The sequence below is a fragment of the Streptomyces sp. NBC_01241 genome, assembly GCF_041435435.1.
Lineage (GTDB): Bacteria > Actinomycetota > Actinomycetes > Streptomycetales > Streptomycetaceae > Streptomyces.
This window is the reverse complement of the sequence record NZ_CP108494.1, coordinates 6,796,714-6,815,518: the sequence shown is the minus strand read 5'-3', so window position 1 is coordinate 6,815,518 and position 18,805 is coordinate 6,796,714. Positions and strand designations below refer to the sequence as shown.

Genomic DNA, 18,805 nt, shown 5'->3' with positions numbered 1-18,805 from the left:
TCCGTGATTTCGCACGGCAACGGCCCGAATACTCTTCGCAGTGCACATTCATCCCGCACCCCGCTGTGAAGTTCGCCAGAAGGCGGGCCCGGACGGCTTTTGATAGAGCCGAGGAAGGGCACCTGCCCGGCCACCGGCTCCCGGTCCACGCCGATCAGGTCGCTCTCAGGGTCCTTCGACAAGTCATATCGTCCCATTTCAAAGGCATTTCGCGTTCCTGTCCAAGATCCGGACGCCACTTGACCGAAACGCCGAGGCCAGGAGACACCGCCACCGGGCGGGAAGACGTCGGACCGCGCGACGAAGAGGGTGCCCACCAGGAAGACGAGCGCCGCCCCGGTCTACCCCCACGGCGGCGCGGGTCCCAGCAGGCGCAGCACGAGGGCCGCCGAACTCGTCGCCGTCAGGGCGGCGTTGCGTGTCAGGTGCGCCATGGACAGCTCTTCGTCCGGTTCGCCGAAACACGCGCAGGGCCCACTCAGGTCGCGGCGTACGACGCCTCCGACGCCGAAGGTGAGGACCAGGCCCGAGGACACCGTGATCACGGCGCCGGGCAGGACGAGCGGCCGGCACAGCAGCAGCCCCGCCGCCGAACGGACGACTTCCGGTGCCGGCCGGGGTCCGGGACGCCGGTGCGGCATGGGCGGGGTTCGGTCGCGGCAGACCTCGGCGGACCCGGTTCACAGCTGCGCCCAGGTCGAGGTCCACGCCTGAGAGTCAGCACGAGACTCTCACCACATCCCAGCACCATCCCCGCACGGGAACGAGCCAAGCGCCCGACTCCGAGGAGTCGGGCCCTTCCCGACCTGCGTATTTGGCAAAAGCGACGCGGCGATATGTTACCCGCCACACGTTGAAGCGGAACTCCACCTTCCTGACCAGGTGAAACACTGATTCGAAAGGGGCGGCGGCGGCATCTGTGAGACTTCTCTGAATCTTTGCGCCTGCGCGTGACGACGTTTCAGGTCCGGTTACGGCATCGGGTGAGGTCCACGACCGGCCGGCGTTTTGCGGCTGATCCTGGACCACCCGCTCTGCACCCTTTTCTTGAATTTCAGAGCATGATGAGCAGACGCGTTTTCGGCTTGAGCTTTCTATTCACCGAACGGCTCTGCACGTACACCTCCAACTTGGGATTGTTCCCGGCCTTCACGGAGACGGTCCCCTGGATGCCCGTACCGAACAGAAGGCTGCGCGCCGCATCGCCCGTATAGGCGCGGTCGGTGTCCTTCTCGACCACAATGACTTCCTTATCGGGCTGAACCTGCACCCGGGTGCCCAACTGGTAGTAACACGAACCGCGTTCGTACGTCACGCCCGGATGCGAATCGACGAAGGATCGAATTTCGACCTCCTTGTCGACCTTCAGGAGCCGATACTTGTCCGCCGAGATCGGTTCGAGGTTCGCCCGCACCTCGTCGACCGATATGTCCTGGCCGACGGCGAACAGGTTCTTCGTACCGCGCACGCCCTGCTCGCGGCCCCGGAGGAAGCTGGTGGCGGCGGCGCGCACGGTGCCGATCGCCTCCTCGACACCCTCTTTGGAATCCGCGTCCCAGATGGCGATGTTTCCGGCCGGGAAGCCGTAGTTCTGGGCGGTCCGCTTCGCCAGGGAGTTCGGAACGAGGATCGCGGAAGTCCAGTGGCCCGGAAGCGCGCCCATCTTCGCCGCGATCTTGTCGAGCCAGGGGCCGAGGATGGCCATGTCGCCGTCGTGTCGCCTGTCGCCGCCGGAGGCGTTCTCCTCGCCGTCCGTCACCACGATCTGAAGGAAACTGTGCTCGCCGTACTCCTCCCAGATATGGTCCAGGTCGTCCAGAGATTTCAGCGAGGCCTCGATGAGCGCCGTAGCACCATTGTTGACCTTGTACAGACCCCGCATGGACGGCAGATGCTTCACGTCCATGTCCCAGACCAGGTTCTCCACTTTGTGGTCGAAGGAGTAGAGGCTGATCCGGGTCTCATGGCCGAGGTTGTCCGACTCGGCTTTCAGACCTGCCACGAACTCGTCCACAACGCGGATGAGTTGACCCTGGTGCGGATGCATGGAACCCGAACAGTCCACTACCAGCGCGACGTGATTCACCTTGTGCTGAATCTTGTTGGTGGACACGCTTCCACTCCCTTTCCGAGGCTCCCCGAGTGATGGTTTCACCCTAGGGGGAGGCACTGACAGTGGAGTCCGACGGCCGATCGTCCGCCTGTTTCCGTGGCAGACTCCGGCCAACTCGCAACAACCGCAGCTGCCTTGCACGTCTGCGAAAAGGGAATGCCGGTGTCGATGGCCCGTATCGGGCGTCGCCCAGCAGTCAGAGGCCGGCGAGGAGGTCGTCGAGTGGGGCGGGTACGCGGTCGGGGTCGAGTGCCTCGACGAGGAGGCGACCGTAGCGGATCTTGCGCCCCTTCTTCGTGCCGAGGAAGCGCCGCAACTGCTGCTGCGAGGTGCGGCCCCGCTGTGCGGGCTGGTGCAGGAAGGTCTGCAGGGCGCGCAGGTCGCCCTCCGCCCGGACGACCTCCTCCACTCGTGTCACGCCCAGCGCGCGGATGAGCTCGTCCTCCAGGTCCGCCGCGCAGACGAAGAACCCGTGCTGTGCCGCACCGGCCCGCTCCCAGCCGCGGGCGTAGTAGCGAAGCTCCGCCTCGTCGCACAGTCCCGTGAGGCGGAGGTCCAGGCCGGGTGGCCCGAGGAGCTGGGCGAAGCGCCCGACGCTCATCGCACCGCCCATCGGCAGGACGCATACGCCTTCGGCCGCCAGGTTCCGCCCGCGGCTCGCGGCCAGCGCGCCGACCGCCGCGACATCGCTCGGGCCTTCCAGCAGGACGGCCTTCCGGACGGACAGCCGCGCGGCCAGCTCACGCGCCGGTTCGCCGGAGCCGCCGGCCGCCCACGCGGTGACCGCCTCCAGGAACAACCGCATGTCAGCCATGAGGCCGAGTCTCCGCCCTTCCCGGCCACCACGCCAGAGAATTTCCGCCGGCGCGACGATCGGCGGTGGGCAATCGATCGGGAGCAGATGAGCAGTCGGGGCGACGGCCGAACGCGGTCGCGCAGCGTGGGGAGCACACAGAACAGGGCACCGACCGCTCCTCGTCATGAGAGTGGACCGGTCAGCGGATTCGTGGACTGGTTGACGTCGCCCCGATCATGCGGGCGATCCGTGCCGAGGTCGAGATCTCGCGGCAGTAGTGCCGGCCGGATCCGACCGGCACACGGCGTTGGACGCCCGGCCCGAAGTCGCGCCACTCCAGGATGACTTCACAACATCTCTTTCGAAACAACTGTTGCAGGTCTAACCTCGGCGCATGGTCGCTTCCTCTGCTGCCCCCGTCGGGTCCGCTGCCGCCCCCGTCGAGTCCGTGGAGCGGGACATCGAGCTCGACACCGCTGCCCTGCGCGTACTTGCTCACCCGTTGCGCCTGAGCGTGCTCGGCCTGCTGCGCGACCGTGGTCCGTCCACCGCCACCCGGGTTGCCGAGGAGTTCGGCATCAATCCGGGTGCGGCCAGCTATCATCTGCGTCGCCTCGCGTCCGGTGGGCTCATCGTGGAGGAGCCGGACCGTGGCACCGGCCGCGAACGGTGGTGGAAATCCGCCCATCGCCAGTCGGTCCACGATCCTGCGACCGGGTCCGCGGAGCAGCGCGAGGCCGGACGCGGGTACACCCACGCAGTGGCCCTTGCCGCCGCGGATCGGCTGCGCAGGTCCGCGCAGGAGCTGGCCCTGCTTCCGCGGGAGTGGCTCGACGTCGCCACCTACAGCGACTTCCTCCTGCATCTGACTCCGGGCGACGTGGACCGGATGCGGGCGGAGATCTTCGAGGTGATCTCGCGATATCGCCAGAGTACGAGTGAGGCGCCCGAGGGCTCCTCTCCGGTGACGCTGCAAGTGCAGGCGTTTCCGGTGCCCGGGACGGCCGTGCCGCCGGCCGGTGACGCGTGAGCGCGCACGACGTGGCCGCGTCCGCGCGGCCTGCCTACCGGGACGTCAATGTCCTGCGCTGGCTGAGCGCCTATACGGCTTCGGTCACTGGCGACGTCGTGTACTTCCTTGCCCTGTCCTGGGCCGCCACTCGCGCCGGTGGTCCCTCGCAGGTGGGCCTGGTGGTCGCGGCCGGGGCGCTTCCCCGGGCCGTGCTCATGCTCGGCGGGGGCGTGGTGGCCGACCGGTTCGGGCCACGCCGCGTCGCTGTCGCCGGCGACGCGGTTCGCTGTGCGGTGATCCTCGCCGCCGCCGCTGCCATGATGTTCGCGTCCCCGCGGGTATGGCTGCTGGCCGCCGTCGCGTTGGTCTTCGGCGTGGTGGACGCGGTGTTCATGCCGGCGGTGGGCGCGCTCCCGCCGCACATCACGACGCCCGATCAACTCGCCCGGGTCCAGGGGATGCGTGGACTGTCGATCCGGCTGAGCAATGCCGTCGGCCCCGTCATGGCGGGAGCCGTCCTGGTGATCGGCGGCGCGGCGGGCGCGTTCACGGCCGCAGGCGTTCTCTTCGCCCTCTCGCTGGCCACCCTGCTCACCGTACGCATCGCTCCTTCGGCAAAAACCCCTCAGCACGCCTCCGCCTGGCGTGAGTTGGGTGACGGCTTGCGGTACGTCCGCCGCCACCGGATGCTCGCACCACTGGTCACGGTGATCGGGCTGAGTGAGATGTGCTTCAGCGGTCCGGTCGCCACCGGCCTGGTGCTCCTGGCGGACGAACGCGGCTGGGGCGCCTCGGGCATGGGATGGATCGCGAGCGCGTTCAGCGTCGGAGCCGCAGCCTCGGCGTTGCTGCTCACCGTGTCGGCCCGGATACCGTGCCCCGGGCCTGCGATGTCCGGCGCGTTGCTCGTCACCGCTGCGGGAGCCGTCGGCCTGGGGCATGCTCCCGCACTTCCCGCCGCCGTGATGTTCGGCGCCTTGATCGGCCTGACCAGCGGCTTCACCACGACCGTGACCGGTGCCCTGATCCAGACGGAGACCGACCCGCGATACCTCGGCCGGGTCACCTCGGTCACGACCCTGTGCACGCTGGGCCTCGCGCCCGTGCTCTTCCCGGCCACCGGCATCACGGTAGCCCTCTGGGGAGCGGACGTGTTCTTCGCCGGATGCGGCGTGATCTGCCTGCTCGCCGCGGTGCTCGGCTTCGCTGCCCCCGCGATACGGAACGCCGAGCTCCGATCCCCCAAGTCCGCATAGCCGCTGGACCGTTGACCTGCCTTCGGTCTCACACCGTGATATCGACGTCCAGGTTCGCCTGGAGGCCGGATCCGGGTGATGTACCAGACGCGGCACCCACCCTTCTCCGATGGCCCGATATCCAACACAACTAAACGTCTAGACCAAACAGGATCGCACGGAAGTCCTTGACGGTCCGGCTCTGTTGCGGGATTCTCCTGAGCACTTCGCTGGTTTAGACCACTTGGAGAACCTGTGAGACGTCGCAACGTGACATCGGTCGCCTGCCTGCTGGCCACGACGACCGCCGCACTGTGCCTGGCATCACCCTCCAGCTCCGCCCGCGCGGCCGGCCCGGGCGGCTCTGCCGCCCTCCCGCCGGTCTCACCCAACCCGCAGTCCATCGGCCGCTCCGGCTCCGACGCCGTCGTCACGAGCCGTGTGCTCGTCGTGGCCGACGAGCGGACCGACGCCGCGGCCCTCGGCCGCCTGGTCGAGGAACTCGAGGCGCACGGCGCCGGGCGGGTGGACGTCGTCGCACCCGGCAACGTGCCCCCGGCCGCCGCCGGTCTGCTCACCGTGCGGCTCGGGCCCGCCGCCCGCCCGGACGTCGCCCGCGAACTCGGCACCACGACCGCTCCCGACCACGCCGAGGGTTACGCCCTGCGGGTTTCGGCACACAGGCCCGGATCGGCGATCGCCCTCGGCGGCACGGACGCCACCGGACAGTTCTACGCCGTTCAGACACTGCGCCAGCTGTTCGTACGCGCCGGTGACGACTGGAAGGTGGCCGGCGCGCAGGCCACCGACTTCCCCTCGATGCCGCTGCGCGGCACCATCGAGGGCTTCTACGGACAGCCGTGGACACACGCCGAACGGCTGGACCAGATGGACTTCTACGGCGATGTGAAGGCCAACACCTACGTCTACGCCCCCAAGGACGACCCGTACCACCGCAGCAAGTGGCGCGACCCCTACCCGGCCGACAAGCTCGCGGAACTGGGCGAGTTGGTTCGGCGCGCCACCGCCAACCACGTCCGCTTCACCTTCGCGGTCTCCCCGGGCGAGTCGATCTGCTACTCCGACCCGGCCCATCGCAAGGACCTCGCCGCCAAGCTCCAGGCGATGTACGACCTGGGCACGCGGGCGTTCTCCATCCCGCTGGACGACATCAGCTACACCCGATGGAACTGCGCCGGCGACAAAGCGGCGTTCGGCGAGCCCGGCCGTCAAGCAGCCGCGACGGCACAGGCCGACCTCCTCAACGACGTACAGCACTCCTTCATCGCAACCCACCCGGGCGCGCAGCCGCTGCAGATGGTGCCGACCGAGTACGGCGACCTGACCGACACCGCCTACAAGCAGACCCTGCGCACCACGCTGGACCCCGCGATCGAGGTGATGTGGACCGGTACCGACGTCGTGCCGCCCAGCATCACCGACCAGCAGGCCGAAGGGGCGGCGAAGCTGTTCGGGCGCAAGGTGTTCGTGTGGGACAACTATCCCGTCAACGACTACGGGAACACCAGTGGACGGCTGCTCCTCGCGCCGTACGACAAGCGTGAGGCGGGACTGTCGGCGCACCTCACCGGCATCGTGGCCAACCCCATGAACCAGCCGTACGCAAGCAAGGTCGCCGTCTTCGGCGCGGCCGACTTCACCTGGAACGACACGGCGTACGACGCACGCGCCAACTGGCGCCGCGCCATGGCCTACCTCGCGGGCGGCGACCGGGCGGCGACCGACGCCCTGCTGGTGTTCGGCGACCTGGAGCACCTGGCGCCCACCTTCGGCGCCACGCCCTGGCAGCCGCAGGCTCCCGAACTCGCCCGCCGGACAGCGGATTTCTGGGCCTCCTGGGACACCGGCGACCGGGCCGACGCCGTGCGCGAACTGCGCACGTACGCCACCGCGATCCGCAACGCGCCCGCGGTCATCCGCGAAGGCGCCGTCCAGCCCGGATTCGTCACCGACGCCGGGCCCTGGCTCGACGCCACCCGGCTGTGGGGCGACGCGACCGTGACGATGCTGGACGCACTCGACGCCTGGAGCGCGGGCGACAAGGACACGGCCGCTCAACAGCTCGCCGCATCACAACGTCTGCGGGAACAGGCACGCGCCGTGCGCGTCGACCCGCCGCGCAACACCTGGGGCAGCGTCCAGCCCAAGGTCGGCGACGGCGTGCTCGACACCTTCCTCGCGCAGGCGGAGACCCGCATGCGATAGGCCCCCGGCCCCGCGCACGGATGAACCGCACCATGAGCACACCAGCGAAAGGGCGTTCATGACGAAGCATTCCCACCGGCTGCGCGGCCGCCCGCGCGTCGTACGACGGCGAGCCGTCGTCGGCGGCCTGGCGACCGGTCTCGTGCTGTCCCTCGCATCACCGCTGCCGGTCTCCGCGAGCACCACGGACCCGGCCGAACGGATTCCCGCCGCCACGGCCACCACCCCTCGCTTCCCGGGCGACGACGGCCGTCCCCACACCGTCACCTGGGATGAGAAGTCCCTCGAACTCGACGGCGAGCGGCTGGTCGTGTGGTCCGGGGAGTTCCACTACTGGCGGCTGCCGAGCCCCGACCAGTGGCGCGACATCCTGCAGAAGCTCAAGGCATCAGGTTTCAACACCGTTTCGCTGTACTTCTTCTGGGGCTACCACTCCAGCGCACCCGGTTCCTACGACTTCACCGGCGTCCGTGACATCGACCGGCTCCTGACCATGGCCGAAGAGGAAGGTCTCTACGTCGTCGCCCGGCCCGGCCCGTACATCAACGCCGAGGCCGGCATGGGCGGTCTGCCGCCGTACATGGCCACGCACGGTGGCGAGCAGCGCACGGCCGACCCGCAGAACCTGGCAGCCGACCTGGAGTGGCTGAAAGCCGTCAACGGCATCATCGGCAAGCACCAGATCACCGACGGCGGCGGCAGCGTCATCGCGTACCAGGTCGAGAACGAACAGATCGACAACTCGGCCAAGCACATCGACTACATCGAGAAGCTGCAGAGCGCCGTCGTCGAACAGGGCATCACCGTGCCGCTGTTCCACAACGACTGGGGCGACGGCCACGGCTGGAACGTGCCCGGCGGGCCCGGCGGCTCCAAGCTGGGCCTCTACGCCTTCGACACGTACCCGCTCGGCTTCGACTGCACGGGCAGCCGTGGCCGGCTGAGCGACTTCGAGCCCCGCATCCGCGCCCAGTCGCCCCGGACACCGGTGTTCATCGCCGAGGGCCAGGGCGGCGCGTTCACCGCCTGGGGCCGTGACTTCCAGACGAACGAGTGCGCCAAGTTCGTGGACTCCGCGTTCACCCGTCAGTTCGCCGTGAACAATGTCGCCAACGGCGTCACCCTGTTCAACTACTACATGGAGTACGGCGGCACCAACTGGGGATGGACCGGCGACCCCGGCTCCGGATTCACGTCCTACGACTACGGCGCCGCGCTCGCCGAGAACCGCGCGATCACCCCGAAACTCGCCGTCCAGAAGGAATTCGGATACCTGCAGAACGCGGTGAAGCCGATCGCCTCCGCCGGGGCCGTCACCGCACCGGCGCTCACCGTCACGGGCGGCGGCCCCGTCAAGGCCCAGCAACGGCTTTCCACCGAGCACGCCGGCGACACGTCCGTATCGGGCAACGGCATGCGGCTGATCACGCTGCGCCACCCCGATTCCAACGACACCTCGACCAGCCGCGTCACCTTCCCCCTCGATCCGGCCGACCCGCCCGGACCGCTGGAGGGCGCCTCGTACCGCTGGAACGACTCGGACACCGGGGCGTTGAAGTTCACCGGATCCTGGGAGCACGCCACCGGCAAGTCGTGGACCAGCGGCGACCACAAGAACGACGAGACCTTCTCCGCCGAGGCGGGCGACAGCCTCGAAGTCACCTTCGACGGACCGACGGTGCGCTGGATCGGACCGGACTCGTCCAACCACGGCACCGCCGACGTCTACGTCGACGGCGTCAAGAAGGCGACGGTCGACAGCTACGCCCCGTCCCCCGCCTTCCAGCGTGTGCTGTACGAGGCGAACGACCTCGGCCAGGGCTCGCACACCGTCAAGATCGTCGTCACCGGTGAAAGGGGCACGTCCGCCTCCCAGGGAACGTTCGTTTCCGTCGACGCCATCGACACGAACCCGAGCCGGACCCCGCAGCCGCCCTCCTCGGGCACCGCCTATCCGCGTGTCCCGCAGAAGCCGGACACCGCGATCACCGTGGACGGGCGCGACGCCGAGACCCTCGTGGCCGACTACACCTTCGGGCCGCACCGGCTCGTCTACTCCACCTCGCAGGTACTCACCCACCTGAACGCGGGACGCGATCTGCTCGTCCTCGACGGCGCGAAGGGCAGCGACGGCGAGACCGTGCTGCGCTACGCCGAGAGGCCCGAGGTCACGACCCTGGACGGAGCCCCGGTGGAGACCACCTGGGACGCGGAGCGAAAGGATCTGCGGCTCAACTACGCGCACGGGGGCAGGCGTACGGTACGCATCTCCGGCGACGGCAGCGACCTGACCGTCGTGATCAGCGACCGTGACGGCGTCGCGGACACCTGGCAGCTCGATGCCGGGAGCAGCGATGTCCTGATCACCGGCCCGGAACTCGCACGTACCGCACGCATCACGGGAGCCAGGCTCGACCTGACCGGTGACACGCGCCGGGCCGGCCCGCTACGGGTCTTCGCGCCCACCGGCGTGAAGGTCCTCACCTGGAACAACCGCCTTCTCCGAGCGAGCCGGGACGAGGCCGGGGCGCTCATGGCCGAGCTGCCCGGACCCGCTCCGTCGGTGCTGCCGACGCTGGACACCTGGCGTAGCGCGGGGTCCGATCCCGAACGTGAGACGGGATACGACGACTCGGGCTGGCTGGAGGCCGACCGGACCACGGCCGCCAACCCACGCCACGGGCCCGGTGCGGCAGCCGGCGTCGTTCTGGACACCGACGAGTACGGATTCCACGAGGGCGACACCTGGTACCGCGGGCACTACACGCCGACCGCCGCCGGCAGCACCGTCAAGGTCACGGTGAAGACCGGCACGGCCGGTCACGCTCTCATCTGGCTGAACGGTCACTATCTCGGCGCCCAGGGCGACGGCAGCGCCACCCACCTCGTCCCCGAGGGACTGGTGGAGCCGGGCAAGCCCGCCGTACTGGCCGTACTCGTACGGAACATGGGCCAGTACGAGGACTGGAGTTCCGACGGCCGGTCCAAGGGCGGACGGGGCCTCGCCGACGTGGACATCGCCGGCGCGGGCAGGGTCGGCTGGCGGATCCAGGGCGCTCTCGGCGGGCCGAAGCCCGTCGACACCGCTCGCGGGCTGTACAACAACGGAGGCCTGTACGGGGAGCGCATGGGCTGGCATCTGCCGGGCGCACCGGACTCGTCGTGGCCGCGGACGAACTCCTTGAAGAGCGAGCGCCCGGGTGTGCGGTGGTACCGGACCACGGCCCGGCTCGACCAGCCCCAGGATACGGACACGGCGGTCGGCCTGCGGATCAACGACGCCGGAGGCAGAACAGGCAAGTACCGCGTCCAGATCTTCGTCAACGGCTGGAACACCGGCCAGTACATCAACGATGTCGGTCCCCAGAAGGAGTTCGTCATCCCGTCCGGCTTCCTGAAGCCGCACGGCGACAACTCCATCGCACTGGCGGTCACCGCCGAGCAGAGCGGCGTCGGACCCGACTCGGTCGAGCTGGTGAACCAGGGCACCGTGCTCGGAGGCGTACCCGGCAAGCAGAACGCCTCGCCCGGCTACGAAGCGCTGTTCGGTACGGGCACGGCACGAAGGAACTGACCTGCCGACCGAGCCGTGCCCGCCCCGATCGCGCAAGGCGCTGGGGCGGGCACGGCTCCGGGCACGGCTCCGGGCGTGGCTCCGGGCGTGGTCCTGCGCTTGGTCCTGCGCTTGGTCCTGCGCTTGGTCCTGCGCTTGGTCCCGGCCATCGGTATGCCGCCCGGCCGGGGTGCCGAGACCGCCGGTCGCGGCTGTTCACCCGGGTGTCGGCCGGTCCGGGCGGCGCTGGTGGCCGACATCGCGGACGAGGTCCAGGCCGAGGACGCGGTCGAGATGGGCGAAGGTCTCGAATTTGGCGCCGGGCGGCACGTCGGACCGTCCCGCCACATCCGCCAGCAGATCGAGAACGGCGGTGACGTCGAGATCCTCGACGAGCGCCGCGTGCGACTCCCGCAGCAGATCGGCGGGGATCGGGCGGGACGGCTCCTGCGCCCAGTCCGCGACCTGCCGGCGCCACTGCCGCAGTGTCCCCCGGGCCTCTGCCAGCGCCGCACCGGTGACCGTGACCGGCACGGCGTAGGGGCGGTGGAGCAGCAGCAGCCGCACGGCCAGGGGATCGGCGGTCTCGGGCACGCGTACGTCCGGCCTGTCCGGGGAGAGGAGGTGACCGGGGTCGGGCACGCCCTCCTCCAGCAGGACCGTGCTGACCCGGCCCACCTCGATCCGGCCCCCGCCCGTGGCGTCGCCGGTGTCGGCGCCCTGGGCGACCACGTGCACGTCGGCGGGGCCGCCGAGTGCCGCGTCCGGGTGGTGGGCTCCGACGACGGCGGGGGGATGGATGCCGAGCACCGCCATGACGCGGTCGAGCGCCCGGGCCTGATCGGGCGTCAGTTCCGGGGTGGTGAGGGCGGTGACGACCTGGAGGCCGTTCAGCTCCGCGGTGCGCGCCAGTACGTCACCGACCAGCGGCACCCGCAGGTGTACCGGGCCGATCCCGGTGCCGGTGCCGAGGGCCGGTAGATGGACACAGCTGCGCAGCAGGTGGCGCGGCGCGGCGGGGACTTCCACGAGGTGGCCGGTGCGGGTGTCGGTGATACGCAGCATGATGCGGAGGCTAGTCCCGGACGCCGCCCGCGCGTGGGAGAACGGGGCGGGGAGTCCGCCCGTCGTCCCGGCGCGGCCCCGGTCTCAGTGCTCCTCGGTCAACTGCTCGTCCAGTTCGTCGAAGAGCAGCTCCCTGTGGTCGATCTGGCCGGTCCGGTAGGCGGATCGCGCCACCAGGTGGGCGGCGACCGGACTGGTCATCAGCTGGAAGAAGCCGATCAGCGCTAGGGTGGCGAGATCCATGCCGCTGCGCAGCCGCAGGGCCACCCCGGCGAGGACCAGGAGCATGCCGAGGGTCTGCGGTTTCGTGGCGGCGTGGCTGCGGGACAGCACGTCCGGCAGACGCAGCATGCCGATCACACCGAGCAGGCAGATCGCCGCACCGATGAACACCAGCACCGCGCCGGCCGTGTCGAGGATCTGGAACCAGACGTTCACCGTGTTTCCCCCTCGGTCCCGCCCGTACCCTCGCGTCCGTTGCGTCCGTTGCGTCCGTCGCCGCCGGTTCCGCCCGCTTCCCGTCGCGGTACCGGCCGGTCGCGCGTGGCGATGAAGCGGGCGATGCCGACCGACCCCGTGAACCCGAGGAAGGCCAGCACCAGCATGATCGGGAAGTAGAACGGCTCGCGCGCGAAGGCGCACTTGGCGCCCAGGCCCGCGATGATGAGGGCGGCACACACATCGAGTGAGAGGGCCCGGTCCAGCATGGAGGGGCCCAGCCAGATCCGGGTGAGAAGCCCCGCCCCGGCGATGACGATCACGACGACGGCCGCGGTGAGCAGCGCCTGGTCGACGTTCTCCGGCCCACTCATGCGCTGTCCCCCCTGTCGCGCCCGGCCGGTGGCGGCGGTTCGGCGACGCGGGCGATCTCGTCGGGTGTGCCGAAGGCCCGTACGGTCAGCTCCTCCATACGCCAGACGGAGCGCCGCGCCGCGTCGAGTACGGCGGGTCTGTCCGCGTCGAGGACGTGCAGGAAGACGGTGGCCGTGGCGCGGCGTACCTCGACGACCGATCCGCCGGGCACGTTCGACACGGCGACGGCGGTGGCCGCGAGCATCAGGTCGGAGCGGCAGCGCAGCGGTACGGCGATGACGGCGGCCCGGTGCGGGTGGTCGACAAAGATCTGCCGGGTGACCCGTACGCCCGAGGTGTACATGTCGTAGAGCAGATAGCCGGCGAGCATCAGGATGCCCCAGGGATGCAGGCGGAGCCCGAGGTCGACCCGGGGCAGCGGGAAGGCCAGGCAGACGGCGACCGCGACGACCGCGCCGATCAGTACGTTGGCCCAGTTCAGGCCGGACCAGAGCAGCACCCAGATGAAGGTGAGCCAGGCGATCAGCGGGAGGTCGAGCACGCGTCCCCGTCCGCCGAACTCGCAGCTGAAGAACGGCAGGTCCTTGTTCCGGAAGGACAGCTTGACGATGCGTTTCACCGGCCGAGCACCGCCTCTACATAGGGGGTGCGTGCGAGGAGTTCGGCGGCCGCGCGGTCGGTGTAGGAGGTCAGCGGTCCGGCGAACACGGTGAAGGCGAGCCCGAGGACTACGGCTGCCGCGGTGGCCGCCGTCATCGGCAGCGGCAGTTTCGTCGTGGTGGTGACGGCGTGTCCGTGCAGGGTGGCCGCGACCGCGAGCCCGGCTGGCTGGTGGCGGGGGCGGACCGGTTCGTCGCCGCTGCCGGGGATGTGGTCGGGGCCCTCGTCGATGTCGTTGTCGTCCTCTTCGGAGTCGGACTCCAGGACGGTGCCGGCCGCGGCCTGCCCCGGGGGCGCGGCCCGCCAGAACGCCAGGTTCCAGACCTTGGCCATCACGTACAGCGTGAAGAGGCTGGTCACCGCCGATCCGGTGACGAGGAGCCAGGCCCAGACGCTGCCGTCGGCGACGCCGGCCCGCATCAGTCCGAGCTTGCCGATGAAGCCGGACAGCGGCGGGATGCCGGCCAGGTTCATGGCGGGTACGAAGAACAGGACGGCGAGCAGGGGGGATGCCTTGGCCAGTCCGCCGATCCGGGTGAGTTCGTTGGTGCCGCCCCGGCGTTCGATGAGCCCCGCCACCAGGAAGAGCGTGGTCTGGACGGTGATGTGGTGGGCGACGTAGACGATCGCGCCGCCGTACGCGTCCCGGGTGGCGAGGCCGATACCGAAGACCATGTAGCCGATGTGGCTGATGAGTGTGAAGGACAGCAGCCGCTTCAGGTCGGTCTGGGCGACGGCTCCGAGGATGCCGACGACCATCGAGGCGAGCGCGGCGGCCATCAGCAGGTCGCCGAGCCGGTTGCCGGGGAAGAGCAGCGTCTCCGTGCGCAGCATGGAGTACACACCGACCTTGGTGAGCAGACCGGCGAAGACCGCGGTGACGGGGGCGGGCGCGGTCGGATACGAGTCGGGGAGCCAGGCGGCGAGCGGGAAGACGGCGGCCTTGATGGCGAAGACGGTGAGCAGCATCGCCTGGATCAGGGTCTGCACCCCGAGCGGGAGCGCGGCGAGCCGGCCGGCCAGTTGCGCGAAGTTGGCGGTGCCGGTCGCCGCGTAGGTCATGGCGATGGCGGTGAGGAACAGCATCGACGAGAACAGCGAGATGATCACGTACGTGGAGCCCGCGCGGATGCGGGGTCCGGTGCCGCCGAGGGTGAGCAGGACGAAGCTGGCGACGAGCATGATCTCGAAGCCGACATAGAGGTTGACGAGGTCACCGGCGAGGAAGGTGCAGGAGACGCCGGCGACCAGGATCAGATAGGCGGGGTGGAAGACCGCGACGGGTGTTTCCTCGTCCCGGTCGGCCATGCCCTGGCCCAGGGAGTAGACGAGCACGCAGAGCGTGATGGCGGAGGAGACGGTCAGCATCAGTCCGGACAGCCGGTCGGCGACCAGGGTGATGCCGAGCGGCGGCGCGAAGTCGCCGAGGTTGACGGAGAGCGGGCCGCGGGTGTCGGCGACGATCATCAGCGTGAGGGAGAGCCCGAGCACGGCGGTGAGCACGGCGACGCTGACGAGGCGCTGGATCTGCTTGAGCCGGGTGCCGACGGCGAGGCTCAGGCCGGTGGCGCAGAGCGGCAGCAGCACCGGCAGGGGGACGAGTGCGTTCATCCGGTGTCTCCCGGGTCGGCGTGGGGGTGGGGCCGTTTCTGGGGGTCGTCCTCGGGGGCGGTGTCGGGGCGGGGCCGTTTTTGGGCGTAGTCCTCGGGGTCCGCGCCCAGTACGTCGTGCCAGAGGTCCCCGGTGGCGTAACGGCCCCGGGCCTGGAGGGCGCGGTCGGCGCGCAGTCTGGCCCGTAGGCGGCGTCGTTCCTCGCGGTACCGGGCGCGTTCCTTCTCCGTGACGTCCGGGGCGGCCCGGTACCGTTCGCGCAGTTCGTCCCGCTCCCCCAGCACCTCGGCGCGCAGTGCGATGCGCCGGTCCTCGTCGTCGTCGTGGACCTCGTCGGTGCCGGTCAGCTGGTGGCCGCGGTAGGCCATGGCGAGGAGGAACGCCGTGGTGGCGAGGGTGATGACGATCGCGGTGAGCGCGATGGCCTGCGGCAGGGGATCGGTGACCTCCCGCAGCGGGACGCCGTACAGGAGCGGTTCCCGGCCGGCCGTTCCGGTCGCGGCGAGGATGAGCAGATTGATGCCGTTGCCCGCGATCACCGCGCCGAGCAGGATGCGGGTGAGGGGCCGGGTGAGCATGAGGATGCCGCCGACCGCGCACAGCACGGCGGCGGTGGCCAGGAGCGAGAAGCTCACCGTCATCCGGTGGGGCCTCCTGTCCCGGGTGCGGCTCCCGGTGGGGTGCCGGTGCGCGCGGCGGCGGCCCTTTCGAACGCCGCGCGCTCGATCTGCCGGTCGATCTTGGCGCCGAGCGCGCGCACGATGTCCAGCACCACGCCCAGGACCAGCAGATAGACCCCGAAGTCGAAGAGGACCGGGGTGCCCAGGTGGTAGGCGCCGATCAGGGGCAGCCGGCCGTGGTGGGTCCAGGCGTCCAGGACCGTTCCCTCGGTGAGGCCGAGCAGGGCGACACTCGTGGAGATGAACAGCCCCAGGCCGGTGAAGAGTCCGGGTTGCAGGGGTGCGGCCTCGGCGAGTTCGAAGCGGCCGCCCGCCAGGTAACGGGTGATCAGGGCGAGCCCGCCGACGAGCCCGCCGACGAAGCCGCCGCCCGGCATGTTCTCGGCGCAGAACAGCAGGTACAGCGAGAGCACCAGGACCGGGTGGAACAGCAGCCGGGCCACGACCTCGAAGACGATCGAGCGGTGCTCGGGGGCGAGTGTGGACCCGGCCGCGAGCCAGCCGCGCTCCGGTGCCCCTTCGTCTCCGTGCGGAAGCCCCGTCATCTCGGGGGCCGTCAGTGACCAGGCGGTACGTCCCCGCGCCTCTTCCCGCAGCGACGGGCCCTCGGCGTGGCGGTGCAGATAGATCAGGCTCGTCACACCGATCGCCGCCGCGGCGAGCACGGCGGACTCCCCCATGGTGTCCCAGGCGCGCAGGTCCACCAGGATGGTGGCCACGACGTCCTTGAGCCCGTGGTGGGCGGTCTCCTCCACCATGGCCGCGCCCGCCGGTTTCGCCGTACGCGCGGCCGCCGCGACCCACACCACCACGCCGAGCGTCGCCGCCGCGGCCAGCGCGACCGGAATGCGTACGGCACGCCGCCAGCTGCCGACCGACTCCTGGAAGTGCACCGGCATCCGCCGCAGCACCAGCACGAACACGATCATCGACACGGTCTCGACGCAGAACTGGGTGAGCGCCAGGTCCGGGCCGCCCTGGACGACGAAGAGCAGTGCGGCGCCGTATCCGGTCAGCCCGGCCAGGACCACGGCCTTCATCCGCCGGCTGACGGTGAGACAGAGCAGGGCGGCCGCGCAGGTCAGCACGGCGACGGCGCCCTGCAGCGGAAAGTCCCAGATCTTCGGGGCGGCCGCCCCGTGCCAGGGTCTGTCCACGCCGAGGACGGTGAGCTGGCCGGCCAGCATCACGAGCAGGGTGGTGGCGAGGTACATGGAGAGCGAGCCGCGCTGGACGAAGCCGGTGAGCTGGAGGGAGAGCCGGTCCAGGCCGAGCAGCAGATGTCCGAAGACGCTGTCGGCGGTGGGCCAGGCGATCCGGCGGGACAGCCGGGTGACGGTGGTGCGGGCGGCGAAGAGCAGCACGCCGCCCGCCAGAGCGGCGGCCGAGAGCAGCAGGGCGGTCCCGAATCCGTGCCAGAGCGCGAGGTGGTAGGGATGCGCGGACGGGGGGAACGCGTCCGCGTACGCGCCGAGCAGCCGGTCCGTCCAGCCGACGCCGGGTCCGAGCACCAGCCCGCAGACCGCGAGCACGGCGGGCGGCGCGAGGAACCACGGGCCGACCTGGTGTACCGGGGTGTCCTCGACCCCGGGCTTACGGGCGAAGGCGCCCCAGACGAACCGCACGGTGTACGCGACGGTCAGCGCCGAGCCCGCCACCGTGACGCCCAGTGCCCAGCGGTCGGCGGTGTCACCGTGCAGCAGCGCCTCGAACGCGGCCTCCTTCGCGGCGAAGCCGAGCAGCGGGGGCAGGGCCGCCATGGACGCGGCAGCGAGCATCGCGACCGCGCAGACGTGCGGCAGCGTCCGTCCGACGCCGGAGAGTCTGCGCAGGTCACGGGTGCCGGCCGCGTGGTCGACGATGCCGGTGACGAGGAACAGCGGCGCCTTGAACAGGGCGTGGCCCAGGATCATGACGGCGGCGGCCAGCGCCGTGTCCCGGTTGCCGACCCCGGCGAGCAGGGTGAGGAAGCCGAGCTGGCTGACGGTGCCGTAGGCGAGGACGAGCTTCAGGTCGTTCAGGCGCAGCGCCCGCCAGCCGCCGAGCAGCATGGTCGCGGCCCCGAGGACGATCACGACGGGCCGCCAGACCGGCACGTCGGCGAAACCGGGGGCGAGCCGGGCAACCAGGTAGACACCGGCCTTCACCATCGCGGCGGCGTGCAGATAGGCGCTGACGGGGGTGGGTGCGGCCATGGCGTTCGGCAGCCAGAGACTGAACGGCCAGATCGCCGACTTCGACAGCGCCCCGCACAGGATCAGCACCACGGCGACCGAGACGGCGAGGCTCGTCGGGGGCGGGTCGGCGAGGATGGCGGAGATCCGGTACGTGCCCGCCGACTGACCGATCATCAGGAAGCCGACGAACATCGCGAGGCCACCGAGTGTGGTCACGGTGAGCGCCTGGAGCGCGCAGCGACGGCTGTGTTTCTGCTCGCTGTCGTACCCGATCAGCAGGTACGAGAAGACCGTGGTCAGCTCCCAGAACACATAGAGCGAGATCAGGTCGTCGGCGAGGACCAGGGCGAGCATGGCACCCGCGAACGCAAGGAGGTTCCCGGCGAAGCCGGCCAGTTGTGGGGTTCCGTCGGTGAAGTACGAGGCGCAGTAGAGCAGGACGAGCGTGCCGATTCCGGCCGCGAGCAGCACCATGAGCTCAGCGAGCGCGTCGAGCCTCAGATCGACGGTGACGTCGTACGCCGGCATCCACCGCCACGACCAGGTGACCGAGCCGCCGGAGGCGGCGGTGTTCCACTGCGTGGCCGCCCACACGGTGGCGGCGGCCGGTGGCAGCGCCAGCACGACGAAGGCGCGCGTGCCCAGCGCTCGTACCAGCGGTCGCGCGCAGGCGGCCAGGACGAAGTGGCAGACGATGAGCGCGGTCATACGGCCCCGAGGGGCGTCCTGTGCCCGCGGGGAGCGGGGGTCCGGGGCCCGGATGAGGCATTACAGGCAAAGGGCACTAAATACAGATATATCCCTGATCGCGCTTCACCCGTACGGCGCGCCGCGCTCCGCCCGGCGTGCTGCGTTCACTTGCGC

At 70.2% G+C, this 18,805-nt stretch carries 14 protein-coding genes; 4 read left to right on the top strand and 10 right to left on the bottom strand.

What is annotated here, in order from left to right; translation table 11 throughout:
* Positions 1–341: 341 nt before the first annotated feature.
* From OG306_RS30725 to OG306_RS30715, 3 genes are all read right to left on the bottom strand, one after another.
* A complete protein-coding gene (locus tag OG306_RS30725; protein WP_266749326.1) occupies positions 342–641 on the bottom strand; it encodes a MauE/DoxX family redox-associated membrane protein in 300 nt (99 codons plus the stop codon).
* A gap of 413 nt (positions 642–1,054) precedes the next feature.
* A complete protein-coding gene (locus OG306_RS30720) occupies positions 1,055–2,113 on the bottom strand; it encodes a vWA domain-containing protein (RefSeq protein WP_266749325.1) in 1,059 nt (352 codons plus the stop codon).
* Positions 2,114–2,309: 196 nt separating this feature from the next.
* Positions 2,310–2,927, bottom strand: a complete 618-nt coding sequence (locus tag OG306_RS30715) for a TOPRIM nucleotidyl transferase/hydrolase domain-containing protein (protein WP_266749323.1) — start codon at positions 2,925–2,927, stop codon at positions 2,310–2,312.
* Between the two features lie 376 nt (positions 2,928–3,303).
* Here OG306_RS30715 and OG306_RS30710 point away from each other — a divergent pair, with 376 nt between their 5' ends.
* From OG306_RS30710 to OG306_RS30695, 4 genes are all read left to right on the top strand, one after another.
* Positions 3,304–3,939 carry an ArsR/SmtB family transcription factor gene (locus OG306_RS30710; RefSeq protein WP_266905100.1) on the top strand — a complete coding sequence of 212 codons (636 nt, stop codon included), beginning with the start codon at positions 3,304–3,306 and terminating at the stop codon, positions 3,937–3,939.
* Positions 3,936–5,177, top strand: a complete 1,242-nt coding sequence (locus OG306_RS30705; RefSeq protein ID WP_266749320.1) for an MFS transporter — start codon at positions 3,936–3,938, stop codon at positions 5,175–5,177. The genes OG306_RS30710 and OG306_RS30705 overlap by 4 nt, the downstream gene beginning before the upstream one ends.
* 234 nt (positions 5,178–5,411) lie before the next feature.
* On the top strand, positions 5,412–7,382 hold the full coding sequence (locus OG306_RS30700; RefSeq protein WP_266749319.1) for a beta-N-acetylhexosaminidase family protein: 1,971 nt from the start codon (positions 5,412–5,414) through the stop codon (positions 7,380–7,382).
* Positions 7,383–7,440: 58 nt separating this feature from the next.
* Positions 7,441–10,956 carry a beta-galactosidase gene (locus tag OG306_RS30695; protein ID WP_371665898.1) on the top strand — a complete coding sequence of 1,172 codons (3,516 nt, stop codon included), beginning with the start codon at positions 7,441–7,443 and terminating at the stop codon, positions 10,954–10,956.
* 195 nt (positions 10,957–11,151) lie between these two features.
* Here OG306_RS30695 and OG306_RS30690 read toward each other — a convergent pair whose 3' ends face one another.
* The 7 genes from OG306_RS30690 to OG306_RS30660 all read right to left on the bottom strand — a co-directional run bounded on the left by OG306_RS30690 (position 11,152) and on the right by OG306_RS30660 (position 18,649).
* Entirely contained in the window at positions 11,152–12,000 is an 849-nt protein-coding gene (locus tag OG306_RS30690) for a hypothetical protein (RefSeq protein WP_266749316.1), read from the bottom strand.
* An 84-nt stretch (positions 12,001–12,084) separates the two neighbouring features.
* On the bottom strand, positions 12,085–12,438 hold the full coding sequence (mnhG, locus tag OG306_RS30685) for a monovalent cation/H(+) antiporter subunit G (protein ID WP_266749315.1): 354 nt from the start codon (positions 12,436–12,438) through the stop codon (positions 12,085–12,087).
* Positions 12,435–12,812 carry a monovalent cation/H+ antiporter complex subunit F gene (locus OG306_RS30680; RefSeq protein ID WP_266749313.1) on the bottom strand — a complete coding sequence of 126 codons (378 nt, stop codon included), beginning with the start codon at positions 12,810–12,812 and terminating at the stop codon, positions 12,435–12,437. Before OG306_RS30680 ends, mnhG begins: the two co-directional genes overlap by 4 nt.
* The gene (locus OG306_RS30675) at positions 12,809–13,432 is read right to left on the bottom strand and encodes a Na+/H+ antiporter subunit E (RefSeq protein ID WP_266749312.1); all 624 of its coding nucleotides are present in this window, start codon (positions 13,430–13,432) and stop codon (positions 12,809–12,811) included. The genes OG306_RS30680 and OG306_RS30675 overlap by 4 nt, the downstream gene beginning before the upstream one ends.
* The gene (locus tag OG306_RS30670; protein WP_266749310.1) at positions 13,429–15,084 is read right to left on the bottom strand and encodes a Na+/H+ antiporter subunit D; all 1,656 of its coding nucleotides are present in this window, start codon (positions 15,082–15,084) and stop codon (positions 13,429–13,431) included. Before OG306_RS30670 ends, OG306_RS30675 begins: the two co-directional genes overlap by 4 nt.
* Complete coding sequence (locus OG306_RS30665; RefSeq protein ID WP_266749308.1) at positions 15,081–15,725, bottom strand: Na(+)/H(+) antiporter subunit C; 645 nt, start codon at positions 15,723–15,725, stop codon at positions 15,081–15,083. Before OG306_RS30665 ends, OG306_RS30670 begins: the two co-directional genes overlap by 4 nt.
* Positions 15,722–18,649, bottom strand: a complete 2,928-nt coding sequence (locus tag OG306_RS30660; RefSeq protein ID WP_266749307.1) for a Na+/H+ antiporter subunit A — start codon at positions 18,647–18,649, stop codon at positions 15,722–15,724. The genes OG306_RS30665 and OG306_RS30660 overlap by 4 nt, the downstream gene beginning before the upstream one ends.
* Between the last annotated feature and the right edge of the window lie 156 nt (positions 18,650–18,805).